The 16,297-nt window shown below is 68.2% G+C and carries 17 protein-coding genes; 5 read left to right on the plus strand and 12 right to left on the minus strand.

The window, feature by feature from the left end:
- The first annotated feature begins 1 nt into the window (after nucleotide 1).
- Nucleotides 2-961 carry a DMT family transporter gene (locus A37E_RS27225; RefSeq protein WP_029557581.1) on the plus strand — a complete coding sequence of 320 codons (960 nt, stop codon included), beginning with the start codon at nucleotides 2-4 and terminating at the stop codon, nucleotides 959-961.
- Here the strand turns inward: A37E_RS27225 and A37E_RS0116270 are convergent.
- The 7 genes from A37E_RS0116270 to A37E_RS0116300 are packed head-to-tail and all read right to left on the minus strand — an operon-like array spanning nucleotide 958 to nucleotide 7,909.
- A complete protein-coding gene (locus tag A37E_RS0116270) occupies nucleotides 958-1,932 on the minus strand; it encodes an amidohydrolase family protein (protein WP_051679099.1) in 975 nt (324 codons plus the stop codon). The genes A37E_RS27225 and A37E_RS0116270 overlap by 4 nt on opposite strands.
- Nucleotides 1,929-3,143: an amino acid ABC transporter substrate-binding protein gene (locus A37E_RS0116275; protein WP_051679100.1), complete on the minus strand. Its 1,215-nt coding sequence runs from the start codon at nucleotides 3,141-3,143 to the stop codon at nucleotides 1,929-1,931. Before A37E_RS0116275 ends, A37E_RS0116270 begins: the two co-directional genes overlap by 4 nt.
- Before the next feature lie 47 nt (nucleotides 3,144-3,190).
- Nucleotides 3,191-4,582: a dihydroorotase family protein gene (locus tag A37E_RS0116280; protein WP_029557584.1), complete on the minus strand. Its 1,392-nt coding sequence runs from the start codon at nucleotides 4,580-4,582 to the stop codon at nucleotides 3,191-3,193.
- A 19-nt stretch (nucleotides 4,583-4,601) separates the two neighbouring features.
- Entirely contained in the window at nucleotides 4,602-5,318 is a 717-nt protein-coding gene (locus A37E_RS0116285; RefSeq protein ID WP_029557585.1) for an ABC transporter ATP-binding protein, read from the minus strand.
- Nucleotides 5,315-6,073 (minus strand): ABC transporter ATP-binding protein, encoded by a 759-nt coding sequence (locus A37E_RS0116290; RefSeq protein ID WP_029557586.1) that lies wholly within the window; start codon nucleotides 6,071-6,073, stop codon nucleotides 5,315-5,317. Before A37E_RS0116290 ends, A37E_RS0116285 begins: the two co-directional genes overlap by 4 nt.
- Nucleotides 6,060-7,040: a branched-chain amino acid ABC transporter permease gene (locus A37E_RS0116295; protein WP_081837643.1), complete on the minus strand. Its 981-nt coding sequence runs from the start codon at nucleotides 7,038-7,040 to the stop codon at nucleotides 6,060-6,062. Before A37E_RS0116295 ends, A37E_RS0116290 begins: the two co-directional genes overlap by 14 nt.
- The gene (locus A37E_RS0116300; protein ID WP_024280023.1) at nucleotides 7,037-7,909 is read right to left on the minus strand and encodes a branched-chain amino acid ABC transporter permease; all 873 of its coding nucleotides are present in this window, start codon (nucleotides 7,907-7,909) and stop codon (nucleotides 7,037-7,039) included. The genes A37E_RS0116295 and A37E_RS0116300 overlap by 4 nt, the downstream gene beginning before the upstream one ends.
- Before the next feature lie 159 nt (nucleotides 7,910-8,068).
- Here A37E_RS0116300 and A37E_RS0116305 point away from each other — a divergent pair, with 159 nt between their 5' ends.
- From A37E_RS0116305 to A37E_RS0116315, 3 genes are read left to right on the plus strand one after another with little or no spacing between them, the layout of a single operon-like run.
- Nucleotides 8,069-8,815 carry a GntR family transcriptional regulator gene (locus A37E_RS0116305; protein WP_051679101.1) on the plus strand — a complete coding sequence of 249 codons (747 nt, stop codon included), beginning with the start codon at nucleotides 8,069-8,071 and terminating at the stop codon, nucleotides 8,813-8,815.
- Nucleotides 8,816-8,835: 20 nt separating this feature from the next.
- The gene (locus A37E_RS0116310; RefSeq protein WP_051679102.1) at nucleotides 8,836-9,171 is read left to right on the plus strand and encodes a hypothetical protein; all 336 of its coding nucleotides are present in this window, start codon (nucleotides 8,836-8,838) and stop codon (nucleotides 9,169-9,171) included.
- Entirely contained in the window at nucleotides 9,164-10,201 is a 1,038-nt protein-coding gene (locus A37E_RS0116315; protein ID WP_051679103.1) for a GTP-binding protein, read from the plus strand. The genes A37E_RS0116310 and A37E_RS0116315 overlap by 8 nt, the downstream gene beginning before the upstream one ends.
- A gap of 16 nt (nucleotides 10,202-10,217) precedes the next feature.
- Here the strand turns inward: A37E_RS0116315 and A37E_RS0116320 are convergent, their stop codons facing one another.
- The 5 genes from A37E_RS0116320 to A37E_RS0116340 all read right to left on the minus strand — a co-directional run bounded on the left by A37E_RS0116320 (nucleotide 10,218) and on the right by A37E_RS0116340 (nucleotide 15,321).
- A complete protein-coding gene (locus tag A37E_RS0116320) occupies nucleotides 10,218-11,009 on the minus strand; it encodes an ABC transporter ATP-binding protein (RefSeq protein WP_029557591.1) in 792 nt (263 codons plus the stop codon).
- Between the two features lie 5 nt (nucleotides 11,010-11,014).
- Nucleotides 11,015-11,821, minus strand: coding sequence for an ABC transporter permease (locus A37E_RS0116325; RefSeq protein ID WP_029557592.1), 807 nt, complete (start codon nucleotides 11,819-11,821; stop codon nucleotides 11,015-11,017).
- The gene (locus A37E_RS0116330) at nucleotides 11,818-13,224 is read right to left on the minus strand and encodes a dihydroorotase family protein (RefSeq protein ID WP_029557593.1); all 1,407 of its coding nucleotides are present in this window, start codon (nucleotides 13,222-13,224) and stop codon (nucleotides 11,818-11,820) included. The genes A37E_RS0116325 and A37E_RS0116330 overlap by 4 nt, the downstream gene beginning before the upstream one ends.
- Nucleotides 13,225-13,286: 62 nt before the next feature.
- Complete coding sequence (locus A37E_RS0116335; RefSeq protein WP_038193251.1) at nucleotides 13,287-14,315, minus strand: GTP-binding protein; 1,029 nt, start codon at nucleotides 14,313-14,315, stop codon at nucleotides 13,287-13,289.
- Nucleotides 14,316-14,343: 28 nt separating this feature from the next.
- The gene (locus A37E_RS0116340; RefSeq protein WP_038193253.1) at nucleotides 14,344-15,321 is read right to left on the minus strand and encodes an ABC transporter substrate-binding protein; all 978 of its coding nucleotides are present in this window, start codon (nucleotides 15,319-15,321) and stop codon (nucleotides 14,344-14,346) included.
- A gap of 153 nt (nucleotides 15,322-15,474) precedes the next feature.
- Between A37E_RS0116340 and A37E_RS0116345 the strand changes: the two genes are divergently transcribed.
- On the plus strand, nucleotides 15,475-16,233 hold the full coding sequence (locus A37E_RS0116345) for an IclR family transcriptional regulator C-terminal domain-containing protein (protein ID WP_280938446.1): 759 nt from the start codon (nucleotides 15,475-15,477) through the stop codon (nucleotides 16,231-16,233).
- Nucleotides 16,234-16,297 lie beyond the last annotated feature (64 nt).

Below are 16,297 nucleotides of genomic sequence, written 5' to 3' on the forward strand. Positions count from 1 at the left end.
GGTGGCGGCCGCGGCGAAGGCGCCCCTTTCCGCCATCCTCGCCTTGCTGGCCACGGCCCTTTTGTGGGGCAGCAACCACGCAGCGGCGCGGGCGATCCATGATGCCCTGCCGCTGCCTTCCCTCGTCTTCTGGCGCTGGGCGATCGCGCTCGTCCTGCTGTTGCCCATCGCTCTGCCTGGGCTGCTGCGCGAGCGTGCCGCGATCCGCCGCAACGCCGGGCGGATCGCGGTGCTGGGATTGGTGGGTGTCGGCCTCTTCTCGGTCAGCCTCTATGCCGGCGCCTATCTCAGCCCGGCGCTGGAAGTCGGCCTCCTGAATGCGACGACCCCCATCTGGGTGCTGCTGATCGCCACCTTCGTCGGGCGCATGCGCCCGCGGCTTGCGCAGATCGTCGGCATCCTCATCGCCATGGCCGGGGTCACACTGGTTTTGATGAAGGGGCTCCCGACGGGCCTCGCGGTCTTCCATTTCGGCGCGGGCAATCTCTGCTCGATCACCGCCGCCGTGCTGTTCGCCTTCTACACCTACAGCCTGGGGCAGAACCCCATCGGCATCTCGGCCCTGAGCCTGACGGCGCTGACGGCGCTCGCCGGCTTCGTGCTGGTCTTCTGTCCCGTCTACGCGGTGTTCCTCTGCCTCGGCGGGCAGGATCCTTTCACCAGCGGCCTAAGGGTGGAGCCCGTCACGCTGACGGTGCTCTACATCGCGGCGGGACCGACGCTGCTCGGCAACCTCTTCTGGATCTATGGCGCCGCGCGGGTGGGCGCGGCGCGCGCCGGCCCCTTCCTCTATTTCTCACCGCTGGCGACGGTCGCGCTCTCGGCGACGCTCCTGGGTGAGGCCATCGCGCCGATGCAGATGGTGGGCGGCGCGGCCATCCTCGCTGGCCTCTGGATATCGACCCAGGCGGGGGCGGGGCCTCGCAGGCCGGCGCCACACCCCTCGGCTCGGCCGTCTTAGGCGAGGCCCATGAGTCGTGCGCCGTTGGAGAGCACGCGGGCGCGCACCTCCTCGCTTTGCCGGTCCAGCGCGGCGAGGGCTTTTGCGCCTTCCGCATCACCGATCTCGAACGGGAAGTCGGTGCCGAAGACGACGCGCTCGGGTCCGACCAGCTTCAGCAGGAAGTCCAGCACGGTCGGGTGCGCCACCACCGTGTCGTAATAGAGCTGGCCGAGATAATGGGACGGTGGCCGGCTGATGTGGGCACGGCACGCCGGGTTCGCCTCATAGAGCGGTGCCTCATAGGCAAGGTCGAGCCGGCCGGCGAGCATGGGCAGCGTGCCGCCGCCATGGGCCAGCACGAGCTTCAGTCCCGGATGGCGCTCCAGCACTCCGGAGAAGATGAGGCGGGCCACGCACAGCGCGGTCTCGGACGGCCATCCGACGAGCTGGAGCATGGTGAAGCTGCCGAAGGCGGGCCGGTCCACGCCGGAGGTCGGGTGCATGAAGACGAGGCAGCCCTGCCGCGCGCACTCCGCCCACATGGGCTCAAACGCCGGATCATCAAGTGGACGCCCCGCCGCCGAGGTCGGGAGCGCGACGCCCATATGTCCCTCGTCCAGCGCGCGGCGAATGGCGTCCGCGCAGCGCTCCGGCTCCGCGATGGGCGGCACGGCCAGGCCGCCGAGCCGCTTCCCGCCCTCCTGTGCGGCGGCGAGCGTCTGCGCATTCAGACGCCGCGCGAACGCGCCGTCCGCCGCCCAGCCCGCATGGGAGACCACGCGCGGCGGAGGCGACACCAGCTGGAGGCCGATCTCGCGCCGCGTCAGGCTTTCGAGCCGCCCGGCCGTGTCGAACAGCAGCGGATCGAGGGGCCCGTAGCCGGCGAAGCGGAAGCCTTCGGGGCAGGTCTCGATGCCGAAGGCGCCCTCCCGCGCGAGTTCACCGAGGAAGTCGCGCGAGAGGGCATGGGCGTGAACGTCGACGATCACGGGAAGGGCTTGCGCGGATAGACCACCGGCGCCGCCGCGATGGCCGCGGGATAGACCGGCACCGCCTTGCCGCCCTGCACCTGCGCGACCACGGCGGAGGCCTTCACGTCCACGCCGGCATCGTTGTACTTTACCGGGCCGAAGAAGGTGTCGGTGTCGAGCTGGAGCATGGCCTCGCGCACCTTTACCGGGTCGATGCTGCCGGCCTTCTCGATGGCGAGCTGGAGCGAGAGCGCGCCCGCCGTGCCGGCGGCGGTGATGTAGGTGGGCACCTCGCCGCCGAACTGCTTCTTGAAGCCCTCCACATAGGCGGCGCTATCGGCGACCACCGGGCCCTTGTAGGTCAGCGCCGGGTCCCAGATCTGCACGCCGAACAGGTCTTCCGCCGCCGGGCCGAGAGCGTTGAGGAAGTCCGGGATGCCCACCGCGAAGGCGAAGCCGATGAGCTTCGGGTTCACCTTCAGCGTCTGCAGCGTCTTGATGAGCAGGATGGAATCCTGGACGTAGCCGGTGAGGATCAGCACGTCCGGATTGCTCTCCTTCAGCGCCGTGGCGACGGAGGAGAGGTCGGCCGAGCCCTTGGGATACTTGGTGGAATAGACCACCTTCAGGCCCTCGGCCTCCGCCTTCTTCTGCGCGGCGCCGGCGAACACGTTGGGGAAAAGGTCGTCGGGGCCGGCGATGGCGATGGTCTTAGGCGGGTCCTTCACCGTCTTCAGCAGCGCCAGCATGGGGTCGAGCGTGGTCGAGGCCAGCGGCGCAGGACAGAAGATATATTTGTAGCCGCGCTGGTAGAGGCTGTCGGCCGTCGCCATGGGGGTCATGGTGATGACCTTGTACTTCTCGCTGATCGCCGCCGTGGCGGTGGCGATGCCGGAGGAGTACGGGCCGAGGATGAAGCCCACGCCGTCCTCGGTGATGAGCTTCTCGGTGAGGCGGGCGGAGGTCTGCGGCTTGCTCTCGTCGTCGTAATAGATGACCTCGACGGGCATCTTCTTGTCGCCGACCTTGATGCCGCCGGCGTCATTCACCAGCTTTTCCCAATAGGCGTAGCCGTTCTTCAGCAGGTGGCCCTCGCGGGCGAAGTTGCCGGTGAGGCTGACGGCGGCGCCGATCTTGATCTTGTCTTGCGCGACGGCCGCGCCTGCGCCGAAAAGGGTGGCGAGGCCGAGGGCGGCCACGCTCTTCACCAGAGTTCGTCTGTGCATCATCTCGCTCGCTCCTGCTGGTCCCGGAAGGTCTGGTTTTCTTAAGTTTCTCAGGCGGATGCCGCGGTGCCGGGCACGAAGCGCCCGAAGCCCGGCGCGCCGACGAGCTTGCCGTCCTGCGCGACGATGGTGCCGCGCACGATGGTGTGGGTGGCCGCGCCCTTGGTGGCCATGCCCTCCCAGCTGGAGAAGCCGGTGCGCGAGAGCATGTCCTCGTTGCGGAACACGCCTTCGCGGCTCATGTCCACGATGGTGAAGTCGGCATCTGCGCCGGGCTGGATCACGCCCTTTCGCGGGAAGATGCCGAAGCGACGGGCCGGGGCCTCGGCGGCGAGGCGGGCCACGTCGTTGAGCGAGAGGCGCCCCTCGTTCACGGCGTTCATGAGCAGCGGGATGTATTCCTGCGCGCCGGTGACGCCGAGCGGCACGGAGAACAGGTCCTTCCAGCCCGGGTCCACGTCTTCCTTGGAATGGGGCGCGTGCTCCAGCACGATCATGTCCGCCGTGCCGTCCTTGATGGCGTCCCAGCCGGCCTCGGGATCATAGGCCCAGTTGTAGGTGCGCGGCCCGACCTTCTCCATCTGCGCCCGGTTCATGAACATGGTGCCGAGCTCCAGCTCGCACGACACGTCCTGGCCGAGGTCGAACTTGGCGTGGTGGATCATCTCATTGGCGCCTTTGGGCATGACGCCGAGATGCAGCACGTGCAGCTTCACCCCGCAGATGCGGGCGTAATAGAGCGAGGCCGCGAGGCCCGCGACCATGCCGTGGCCGTACATGTAGCCCTTCGAGAAGCTCTCGTGATAGGCCATGGCATCGCTGCGGCCCTTGTCGATGTAGTCGCGGAAGGTGAGCCGCTTGCACCACTCGGGATCGTCATGATGCACCGAGGCGACGAGACCCATGTCCCGCGTCGCCTCATACAGCTCGAACAGGATGCCGTGGTCGAGCACGCCGAGTTCCGAGATGTAGGGATAGACTTCCTTGATGTGGCGCGTGTTGAAGATCTTGATGCCGATGGCGCCCGCCTTGGCCAGAGCCTCCACGGTGCGGGGATAGAGCCCGCCGCCATAGAGTGCGTAGTCCACATGGGCCTTGGGCGCGACCAGCGCCTTCTTCATCTCGTAGTCTTCGAGCGTGGTCGGGTGCGGCGTGTTGTTGGTCATGTCGATGCACATGGTCACGCCGCCCACCGCCGCCGCCGCGGAGCCGGTCTGGAAGTCTTCCTTGTAGGTGTGGCCCGGCTCGCGGAAGTGGCAGTGGACGTGCCACAGGCCCGGCAGCACGGCGAGCCCCTCGGCATCCACGCGCTTCGCCGCCTCCGTGAAGGGGCCGCCGATGGCGGAGATCTTGCCGTCGAGCACGGCGATGTCAGCCTTGAAGGAGGACGACGGGGTGTGGATCGTGCCGTTTTCGATCACGAGGTCATAGGGTCGGGACACGTCACGCTCTCCGAACAGGTCAGTTAAGGCCGAGATAGGCGGCGCGGATGTCCTCGCGCCGCAGGAGGTCGTCCGCCGGGCCGTCGATGGTGATGCGCCCGGTGTCCAGCACGTAGCCGCGGGTGGCGATCTCCAGCGCGAGGCCCACGTCCTGCTCCACCAGCAGCACGGTGATGCCGCGCTCCCGGTTCACGAGGCGCACGGCCTCGGCGATGCGGTCGACGATCACCGGGGCGAGGCCCAGCGACATCTCGTCGATGAGCAGGAGGCTCGGCCGCGCCATCAGCGCCCGGCCGATGGCGCACATCTGCTGCTCGCCGCCGGACATGAGCCCGGCCAGCCGGCCTTCCAGCCGAACCAGTTCGGGGAAAAGCTTGAAGACGAACGCGAGGTCGTCGTCCTCGCCCGCGCGGTCCGGGCGCGCGGTGGCGCCGAGCTTCAAATTCTGGCGCACGGTGAGGCCGGCGAACAGGCGCCGGCCCTCCGGCACCATGGCGATGCCGCGCCGGGCGCGCTCGTAAGGTTTCAGCGGGCCGAGGTCCGCGCCGGCGAAGCGCATCGTCCCGCCGCGCACCGGGATGAGGCCGGTGAGGGCGCGCAGCAGCGTGGTCTTGCCCGCGCCGTTCGCGCCGACGAGGGCGACGATCTCGCCTTCCGCCATGTCGAAGCCTACGTCCCACAGGACGCGGCTGTCGCCATAGGCCACCGCGAGGCCTTCGACCGAGAGAAGGCTCATCGTGCTCCTCCCGCTGCGGCGTGCGCCTTGGCGAAGCGCTGGCCGAGATAGGCCTCCACCACCTTGGGGTCGGACACCACGTCGTCCGGCACGCCCTCGGCGAGCTTGGCGCCGAAATTCAGCACCATGATGCGGTCGCAGAGCGCCAGCACCGCCTTCATCACATGCTCGATGACGACCACGGTGAGGCCGGCCTGCTTGAGGCTCTTCACGAGGTCGATCATGCGTTCGATCTCCGTGTGGTTGAGGCCCGCCATCACCTCGTCGAACAGGATGATGCGCGGCCCCATGGCGAGCGCGCGGGCCACCTCCAGGCGCTTCCGGTCGGCAAGGGTGAGCTGCGGCGGCATGAAGGCGGCCTTGGGCGCGAGGCCCGTGCGCTCCAGCGCGGCATCGGCCGCGGCGAGCCAGGCGTCTCGCGTACGCAGCCGCGCATGGCCGAACATGGCGCCGATGGCGACATTCTCCCGCACGCTCATGGCCTTGAACGGCTGCACGATCTGGAAGGTGCGGGCGATGCCGAGGCGGGAGAGGCGATGCGGTGGCAGGCCGGTCACGTCCTCCCCGGCGAAGCGGATGGAGCCGCCATTGAGCTTGTAGACGGCGGAAATGGCGTTCAGCAGCGTGGTCTTGCCGGCACCGTTGGGGCCGATGACGCCGAACACTTCGCCCTCTTCCACCCGGAAGGAGACGCCGGCCAGCGCCTTCACGCCGCCGAAGCGGATTTCGAGGTCATTCGCCTCAAGCAGCGCCATGGCGCGACCTCCACCGCTGGATCAGGGAACGCCCGGCCACCAGCATCCCGTTGGGCGCGACGAGGCAGATGACGACGATGAGCACGCCGAACACGATCTGGTGCGCCTGCAGGAAGCCGCCCCACACCAGCGTGGAGAGGAATTCCAGCACGAAGGCGCCCAGCACCGGCCCGATCACCGTGCCCATGCCGCCGAGGATGAGCATCATGTAGGCCTTCACGCCGATGGCGGGATCGAACGCGCTGGCGGGTTCGATGAAGGTGATCCAATAGGCCCACACGCCGCCGGCAAAGCCGGTGATGCCAGCGGAGATGGCCCAGGCCGCGACCTTGGTGGCGGTGGTGTCGATGCCCATCACCCCCGCCGCACGCTCGCCATCTCGGATGGCCCGCAGCGCGTAGCCGAAGGGGCGGGTGAGGATGAACGCCACCAGCAAAGTGGAGACGACCATGCCGGCCAGCATCACCAGATAGATGGCGCGGTAGAGCGGCCCCGGTGGCAGGTCCGAGAGCGGCAGCGGCAGGCCTTCGGCACCGCCCGTCACGCCGCCCACCTGGATCACCAGCTGGATGGCGGCGAGGTTCAGCGCCACCGTGGCGATGGCGAAGTAATGCCCCCGCAGCCGCAGGATGGGCCAGCCGACGATGCCCGCCACCAGCGCCGAGAAGGCGACTGCCGCCACCAGCGCGACGGGAAAGGGTGCGCCCAGCGTCATGGCGACGCCGCAGGCATAGGCGCCGAAGCCGAAGAACACCGCATTGCCGAAGGCATGATAGCCGGTGAGGCCGACGATGACGTTCAGCCCCTGCGTGACCGTGGCGTACATGAACACCGTGGTCAGTACCCGCAGCCAGTAATTGTTGAGGGCGAGGGGCGCGAGCGCGAGGACGACCGCGCCGACGGCGAAGAAGGCCCAGAAGAGAAGCGCGCGGCGCCGTGCGCCCGCGGGAGAGGCTGGCGCGCTCATGCGTGCTCCCCGAAGAAAGCGCGGCCGAACAGGCCTTGCGGCCTCAGGGCCAGCACCAGCAGGAACAGGCCGAAGCCGACGATCTCCTGATAATTGGCACCGAGGAAGTAGCCGGCCCAGGCCTGCACGAGGCCGTAGATGAAGCCGGCGACGATGCAGCCTTCCACCGAGCCGATGCCGCCCAGAACGGTGATGACGAAGACCGCACTGAGGAAGGTGACGCCCATGCCCGGCATCACCGGAAACAGCATGGAGGCGAGCGAGCCGGTCGCCCCCGCCAGCGCCGCGCCGGCACCCGCCGTCAGCGCGTAGATGCGCTCGGGATTGATGCCCATGAGGGAGGAGACCTCCCGGTCGAGCGCGGTGGCGAGGATCATCTGCCCGGCGCGGGTGAAGCGCAGGAAGGCGAAGAAGGCGATGCCGAGGGTGACGGAGAAGCCCGCCGCGATGAGGCGCACCACCGGCACGAGGATGCCGAACACCTCGATGGAACTCGCCGCATAGGACGAGTTCACCGAGCGCACGTCGGAGGTGAAGGCGATGGAGACCGCATCCACCATCACCAGCTCGATGCCGAAGGTCACCACCAGTGACAGCAGCAGGCTGGTGCGGATGATGCGGTTCAGCACCAGCACCTGCAGCGCATAGCCCAGCGCGAACATGGCGATCATGGAGACCGGAATGGAGGCGATCGGATCAAGCCCCGCGAACCGGAACAGGCCGTAGGTGATGTAGGCGCCCAGCATGATGAAGCCGGTGTGGGCCAGGTTGATGACCCCCATGACGCCCCAGACCATCGAAAATCCGATGGTGGCGATGCCATAGAGGCCGCCGAGAAGCAGCCCGTTGGCGGTGGCTTGCCAAAGCACCTTTGCCCCTCCAAATCGTTGATATCACGATGTTATATGCTTGACGGAAGGCTTATTTATACATATCTTATGCAAAATAAATTGAGTCATGCAACAACGATGTCTGAACGAAACGCACAAAGAAGCCGCACCCGTGCCGCCGGACGCGGCACTCTCGAGGTGCCCACCGCACCCAAGGCCGGAATCTCCAAGGGGGGATCGAGCGAGTTCGCCTATCAGGTGATCCGCGCCGAGATCGTCTCGCTGGCCCTCGCGCCCGGCTCCGACCTCGACGAGGCGGCGCTGGTGAGCCGCCTCGGCCTGTCACGCACGCCGTTGCGCGAGGCCCTCGTCCGCCTTGCTGGCGAGGGGCTGGTGCAGATCCTGCCCAACCGGGGCACGCGGGTCGCGCCCATGGGCTGGAACGACATTCGCGAGCATCTGGAGGCGTTCGACCTCTCGCAGCGCCTCGTCACAAGGTGGGCGGCCCTGCGGCGGACGGAGGCGCAGATCGTCGCCATCGATGCCCAGCGGGAGGCCTTCGAGGCGGCGACGGCGCGGCGGGATTCCGAGGCCATGCTGGAGATCAACTGGCGCTTCCACGCCGCCATCGCCGCCTGCTGCCGCAATGGCGTGGTGGAGCGCTTCTATCTCCAGCTGCTCACCACCAATTTGCGCATCTCGCGCCTCGCCATGACCTACGACTGCTTCGCGACCGAGGAGGCGTATGACGCGCACATCGGCAACATCATCCGCGAGCATCGCGAGATGGTGGAGGCGATCCGCGCCCGCGACGCCGACCGGGCGGATGCCCTCGGCAGCTCCCACGCCGGGCTCGCCCGCAAGCGCGTTTCCGAATGCCTCACCCAGAGCATGCTGTCGGACATGGAACTGCCGCTCGGCGGCGCGCCCGACAGCCTCGCCTGATCTCGAGAAGGAAAACCGCTATGTGCGAGGTGTGCGCGATCTTCGGTGCGGGAGAGCATTGGAGCGATTTCGCCCGGCAGCGCGACGATCGCTTTCCGTTCGAGGATATCCTGCACTATCGCGCGGAGCGCCGGCGGCGCATCGCCATGCTGAATGCGCTAGTTCAGCCCCTCGGCCTCGTCTGCGAGGATTGGGACGGGGAGGCGCTTGCGCTCACCGACGCGCGCGGCCGCACCAAGATCGCGCCGACGCTGGGCGATGTCTGGCCCATCGCGGAAAGCCTCTCCGGTCGCGGCATCGATCCCTTGTCCGAGGATTTCATCGCGCCCATGCGGGAGGCCCCGGCCCATGGATGAGCGCCTGCCTCTGATCGTCGTGACCGGCTTCCTTGGCTCGGGCAAGACGACGCTCATCCGCCGCTTCATCGAGACCGCGGAGGGCGGCGATTCCGGCCTCATGGTCAATGAGTTCGGCGAGGCGGGCGTCGATCACCGCCTGCTGGTGCATGCCAGCGAGGCGGTGGAACTGATCGACGGCGGCTGCCTGTGCTGCGCGCGCCGCGCCGATGTCGCCAAGGCGATGCACGATCTGGTGCGCATGGCGAAGGACGGTTCCAGAGCCGGCAGGGGCCTGCGCCGCGCCATCCTCGAAACGTCGGGTCTGGCCGATCCCGCGCCCGTTATCGCGACCCTCGCCCGCGACCCCTGGCTGAAGGCGCATGTGCGCCTCGCCTCCGTCGTGGCGGTGGTGGATGCGGTGGCGGGCCTGCGCAATCTGGAGCATAGGCCTGAGGCGCGCCGGCAGGTGGCCATCGCCGATACGGTGGTCATCACCAAGGGCGACATGCGCGCCGCCGAGCCGACGGCCCGCCTCGCCGCAGCGGTGCGTGCCATCTCCCCCGACGCGCGCATCCTCGACATTCAGGACGAGACGTTCAGGCTGGGCGACGTGCTAGCGGGGCGCGAAAGCCTCCACGCCCCGCCGTCGCCGTTCCTGGCCGACGCCCCCGACCATGATTCCGAGGTTTCGTCCTTCACGCTGCCCATCGAGGGCGCGCTGGACTGGCCGGCCTTCACGCTCTGGCTGTCCGCGCTGCTCCACGCCCACGGCGACCGCATCCTGCGGGTGAAGGGGCTGCTGCGGACAACATCGTCGGACAGGCCGCTGGCCATCCACGGCGTGCAGCATGTGATGCATCCGCCGACGCATCTGAGCGCGGACGACGGCGGACCGTCCTTCCTCGTCTTCATCGCGCGCGGCATCCGCAAGGCCGAGATCGAGCGCAGCCTCGCCCGCGCGCTCGATCTGTGTCAGGCAGGGGCCGGCATGTCGGCCCCTGCGCGCCAGGCGGCGGCCTTCCGCGAGGACGCCGCCCCGGCGGCGTGAGCAACGGGCCGGAGGGTCAGGCCCGGTTGTCGGCGACCGCGCTCCTCACCTCATGCTCGATGAGGTGCCAGATCCGGTCCACGAGCGCGCCGAAGGCCTCGTGGCGCTTCACCTCCAGCGCGCGCGGACGCGGCAGGGGGATCGGGATTTCCTCGCGCACCGAGCCGGGCCGGGCGGAGAAGACGATCACGCGGTCGGAGAGAAACACCGCCTCGTCGATCTGGTGGGTGATGAGGAGCACGGTGGTGCCGCTCTTCTGCCAGATGTTGAGCAGCTCCGTCTGCATGATCTCCCGCGTCTGGGCATCGAGCGCGGCGAATGGCTCGTCCAGCAGCAGGATCTTCGGGTTCACCGCCAGGGCGCGGGCGACGTTCACCCGCTGGCGCATGCCGCCGGAGAGCTGGTGCGGATAGTGCTGCTCGAAGCCCTTCAATCCCGCCATGTCGATGAAGCGCTGGGCGGTGGCGTGGGCATCGCGCCTCGGCGTGCCGGCGATGGTGAGGCCGTAGGCGACATTGTCGATCACCGGCTTCCACGGCAGGAGCGCATCCTGCTGGAACACCATGGCGCGGTCGGCGCCCGGCCGTGTCACCGTGTGGCCAGAGACCTTCACCACGCCGGAGGAGGCCGGGAGCAGGCCGTCGATGATGCGCAGCAGCGTCGACTTGCCCGATCCGCTCGCCCCCACGATGGAGACGAACTCGCCTTCGCGGATGGTGAGGTTGATGTCGCGCAGCGCCTCCACGGAGGGCTTGCCCGTGCGCTCGAAGACCTTGTTGATGCCTTCGATGGAGAGAGCCTGTGCCATCCGGTTCACTCCTGTCGCCACGGCGCGAGCCGGCGTTCCAGCCACTCGAAGAAGATGCTGCCCATGAGGCCGAGCATGCCGAGCATGATGACGTAGGCGAGCAGTGTCGCGGTGTCGAAGCTCTGTCCAGCGGCCAGGATGGCGAAGCCGAAGCCGGCGAAGGAGCCGAAGAACTCGGCGATGATGATGGCCACCAGCGCCCGCGCCCAGGCGACGCGGATACCGGAGACGATGAACGGCAGCGCGAAGGGCAGCGATACGGTGGTGAACACCTGCCAGCGCGAGGCGTTGAAGGAGCGCGCCGCCTCGATGAGGACTTTGTCGGTGGCCTTGAGGCCGGTCTCCGTCGTCACCAGCACCGGGAAGATGGTGAAGATGGTGACGAGCACGAACTTGGAGGCGAAGCCCAGCCCCAGCCACGCGATGAACAGCGGCGCCAGCGCCACCAGCGGCACCGAGTTCAGCGCCGTCAGCATCGGCCCGGCGGTGAGCGCCAGCAGCCGGCTGGACGCCAGCGCGAGGCCGATGGCGACGCCGATCAGCACCGCCACCGGGAAGGACGCCGCCACCGCGCTCACGGTGGCGAGCGCGTTGGTCCACAGTGCGCCGTTGCCGCTCTCCTTGGCGAGCGCGCGGAACACCTCCGCCGGGGGCACCAGCAGGAGCTTGTTGGTGACCACATAGGTCGCCAGCACCTGCCAGATCACCAGCACGAAGGCGAGCGAGATCAGCATCCGCAGGAGACCTGCGGCGCGCGAGCGCCCTTCGAGGAAGTCGTAGACGCTGCGCCAGAAGGGAGCGGCTGCGGTCATTCCGCCGCCGCCTTGTGCGCGTGGCGGGCGGTGGAGACGGCCTGCCTGCCGTATCCCTTCTCGCCCACCACCTTGCCGTCCAGATAGATGGTGCGGCCGCGCAGGATGGTGCGCACCGGCTTGCCCTTGAAGCGGCGGCCGGCATAGGGGCTCCAGCCGACGAGGGAGAGCACGTCCTCGTCGCGCACCTCATATTCTGTCTCGAGGTCGACCAGCACGAGGTCGGCGTCGAAGCCGGGCTTGATCTCGCCCTTGCGATCGAGCCGGAACAGGCGCGCCGGGCGGGTGGAGGTGGCTTCCACCACGCGCTCCAGCGGCAGCTTGCCCTCGGTGGCGGCGGTGAGGAACATGGAGAGATAGAACTGGGTCGAGGGCGTGCCGGTGTGGGCCTTCCAGCCGTCGGTCCAGCCGATCTCCTTCTCCTCGCGGGTGTGCGGAGCGTGATCGGTGGCGATGATGTCGATGGTGCCGTCGCGCACGCCCTCCCACAGGCCGGGCACGTTCTTCTCCGGCACCCAGTAGGACAGGGCATAGGAGCCGAGGCGCTGGATCGCCGCCCATTCGCAGCCGAGGAAGAGCGCCCATGGGTTCAGCTCGCACGTCACCTTCTGCCCGCGCGCCTTGGCCTCGCGGATGAGCTGCACCGAGCCGGCGGTCTGGGTGTGCAGGATATGGAGATGGCAGCCCGCCGCCTTCTGCAGGCGCAGCAGGGTGGCGATGGCGGTCTCCCAGATCACGCCGTCATGGGCGGCGTAGGCCTTGGCGTAGGCGAGGGCGTCGCGCTCGCCGCGCGCCCAGAATTCCTGCTCGATCACGTCCATCAGCGCCTGATCGTGGGGATGGATCATGAGCGGCACGTCGTGCGCCGCCGCCGCCTGCATGATCTCCAGGATCTTGCCGTGGTCATGCACGCCGATGCCCGGCATGTGCGGATAGGAGCGGCCGGTGTCCACCACCATGAAGAACTTGAAGGCGGCGATGCCGGTCGCGGCCATCGCCGGCACTTCCTCCAGGATGGTGGGGGCGGGATTGAAGTTCCAGTCCACCACCGCGTCGCGCTCATAGATGGCGAACTGTTTCTCCAGCAGGTCCATGGTGTTGGGCGGCGGGGTCACGTTGGGCATGGCGACCGAGGTGGTCACGCCGCCGGCGGCGCACTGGAGCGTCGAGGTGTAGATGGTGTCCTTGTATTCGAAGCCCGGCAGCGAGCCCTCGCGGTGGTGCGAGTGCATGTCGATGACGCCGGGCAGGATGGCGAGGCCCTTGGCATCGATGACTTCGGCGGCAGCCGGCTCCAGCCCCGGCTCGAAGATGCCGGCGATGGCCCCGTCCTTGATGCCGATGGAGGCCTCGAAGCGGCCGTCCGCAGTCACGACGAGGCCGTTCTTGATGATGGTATCCAAGCTACTCTCCCGAGGACGAGGCCCGCACGGGCCAATATGAAAAGGATGCGGCCCGTGGCGCGTCAGGATGCGAGATCGAGCGCCACCGGGCGGGTGCGGATCACGTCCAGCACCTCGGTCACGTAGGCCTGCGACAGCCCGCGCGTGATGAAGACGATGCGCGAGCCCGCCATCCCCTCCGGCCAGGCGGACAGCTCCACCGGCGGCGAGAACAGGCGCTGCACCGCCTGCACCACCACCGGCTTGCTGCGGCCGGCGATGGCGAGAATGCCCTTTACCCGCAGCAGGTCATCGCCATGGGCGATGGCCAATGCATCGAGCCACGCCGAGACGTGTTCCCAATGGAGGGGCTCCTCGAAGGCGAGGCAGAAGGAGCCGATATCCTCGCGATGCTGGACGGGGTCCGCCGCCTCGAAAGCCTCCGCCCGCAGCCAGGCGCGCACTTCACTCGGGCGGGTGTTCGGGTCGGCGGGGTCGATGCCGTCGAGCAGGGTGGGCTGGGCGAGATGCGCGAGCGAGGACAGATGCAGCCGCGCGCCGGGCGAAAGGCCGGCGATGCGGGCCTCCAGCGGGGCTAAGTCGGCACCCGCGAGATCCGCCTTGGTCAGCACCACCTCGTCGGCGACGCCCACCTGCTTGCGCGCTTCCGCGTGGCGGTCGAGCGTGCCCATGCCCTGCATCGCATCCACCGCCGTCACCACCCGCCCGAGGCGATAGGTGCGCGCCACCGGAAAGGTGATGAGCGCCTGGATGACCGGGCCGGGATCGGCCATGCCGGTGGTCTCGATGATGACCCGCGCGAACGCCTTCACCTCGCCCCGCGCGCGCTTCTCGGTGAGGTCGCGCAGCGTCTCCACGAGGTCGCCCTTCACCGTGCAGCACAGGCAGCCGGTGGAGAGCTCGATGGTGTTGTCGGAGCTGGCGGCGATGAGCGCATGGTCGATGCCGATCTCGCCGAATTCGTTGACGATGACGGCCGCGTCGCTCAGCGCCGGGTCGCGCAGCCACCCGTTGAGCAGGGTGGTCTTGCCCGATCCGAGGAAGCCCGTGAGCAGCGTCACCGGCGTCCGCATGTCGCGAAAATGGGCCATGGTGTCGGCTCCTCTCGCTGCGCTCCGCTCACTTGCCGGCGATGTAGCTCGGGTCGTAGTAGCGCTTGAGGTCGAAGGCCTGGCTCTGGGGATCGCCACCCACCGCGGCGTCGATCTTGTAGAGGTTTTCAAGGCCGGCCGCGGGGACGGAGAGATCGGCCGGGATGGCCTTCTGCTCCTTCACGATGAAGGCATAGGAATCCTCCACCACGTCGCGCGGCGTCTTGGTGTAGGCGGCGAGCACGTCGATGGCCGCATCCTTGTTGGCCGGATTGTCGATGAAGGCGGCCGCCTCCTTCAGCGCCTGTGTCAGCGCGATGGCGGCGGGGCGCGTAGCGGGCGCTTCACCCCAGGACTTGTTCAGCACGAGGGGGGTCTGGACATAGGGCTCGCGATAGACATCGAGCAGCACGGCCCCCTCGCGCCCGGCGAGGGTGTCGAACGGGGCGATGAGCAGCGCGCCGGCCACCTGACCGTTGCCCATGGCGATGATGCGGTCGCGGGAATTGGCGATGGACACCATCTGCGCGCCGGCCGGGTCCACGCCCGCCTGCTTCAGCTGATACTTCAGGAGGTTGGCGGTGCCGCCCTTGACCGCGCCCGCGGTGAGCGGCTTGCCGGCAAGATCCTTCATCGAGCCGGTGCCCTTGGCGCCGTAGAGGCGCAGGATGGTCTTGTCGAGCACCGCGCCGGCGATGATGACCGGAGCGCCCTTGTCGATGGCCCGCACCGCGAGATCGCCGAGGGCGATGCCCGCATCCGCGCTGCCGGACGCGACCGCCTGCAGCAGCGCCGGGCTGTCCGATGCGCGCAGCTCGCGTACGGCGATGTTCCGCTTGTCGTAGAAGCCCTTGTCCACGGCGATGGCGTGCAGCCACAACAGTGCACTCGGGGCCAGAACGGCGAGCTTCACTTCGGTCTTGGGCGCCTGCGCATGAGCCCCGGCGAGCGGAACGCTGAGGGCGAGGGCGGCGGCAACGAGGCGGGGAAGGACGCGCTTCATCATCTCTCTCCGGAAGGGGGGACGCGTCTTGCCGCGCGTCATCTGCCGAAAGAGTGCTCGAACTTTCCATCTCCTTCAAGCATAATTCGCAACAGGTAGGAATTTTGCGAAATTCTTACTGAATGATATAAAGTATCATTCTTCGGGAGGGCGAGGTTGGCCAGCAGGATTCTTCAGGTCATGGGACTGTTTCGCGGACGCCCCTGGCCGCTGACGGTGGAGGAGATCGCCCAGGAAACGGGCGTGTCCCAGAGTTCCGCCTATCGCGACGTGCAGGAGCTTTGCCGGGCCGGCTTTCTCGATCCCGTCATCGGCGCCGGCTACGTGCTCGGCCCCGCCTTTATCGAGTATGACCGGCTGTTGCGGCAGGGGGACACGCTGATCCCCATCGCCTCGCGGGTGATGCACGAACTGCTCGACCAGACCACCCAGCGCGCGACGGCGATCCTCTGCCGGCGCTATCGTGACACGGTGATGTGCGTGCATCAGGAGCATGGCACCGCCCCCCATCCCATCACCACCTATGAGCGGGGCGTGGCCATGCCGCTCTTCGCCGGCGCCTCCTCGAAGGTGGTGCTGGCCCATCTCGACGACCGCTCACTGAAGCGCATCTATCTCGACAACGAAGACACCATCCGCGCCCGTCTCGGACATGGCGACTGGAAGGCCTTCAAGGCCGAGGTGCGCGCCATCCGCCGCGACGGCGTGGTGGAGACGGTTTCTGAGGTCGCCGAGGGGCGCGCGGGCATCGCGGCGCCGGTCCTCGTCAACAAGCAGGTCATCGCCGGGGTCAGCCTCGTGCTGGCGGCGGAGGATCTCGCCGGCGCCTCGCCGGCCATCCGCGCCGCCGTCATCGACGCGGGGCGGCGAATTTCCGAGGAGATCGCCGGCAGCGGCACGTGGGTGGCGCGGTAGATTGGGGGGCTTTGAAAACGAACCGCGGCGGCCCCGTCTGCCGGAGCCGCCGCGATCGAGAACG

Source organism: Xanthobacter sp. 91 (assembly GCF_000702385.1).
GTDB classification, from domain to species: Bacteria; Pseudomonadota; Alphaproteobacteria; order Rhizobiales; family Xanthobacteraceae; genus Xanthobacter; species Xanthobacter aminoxidans.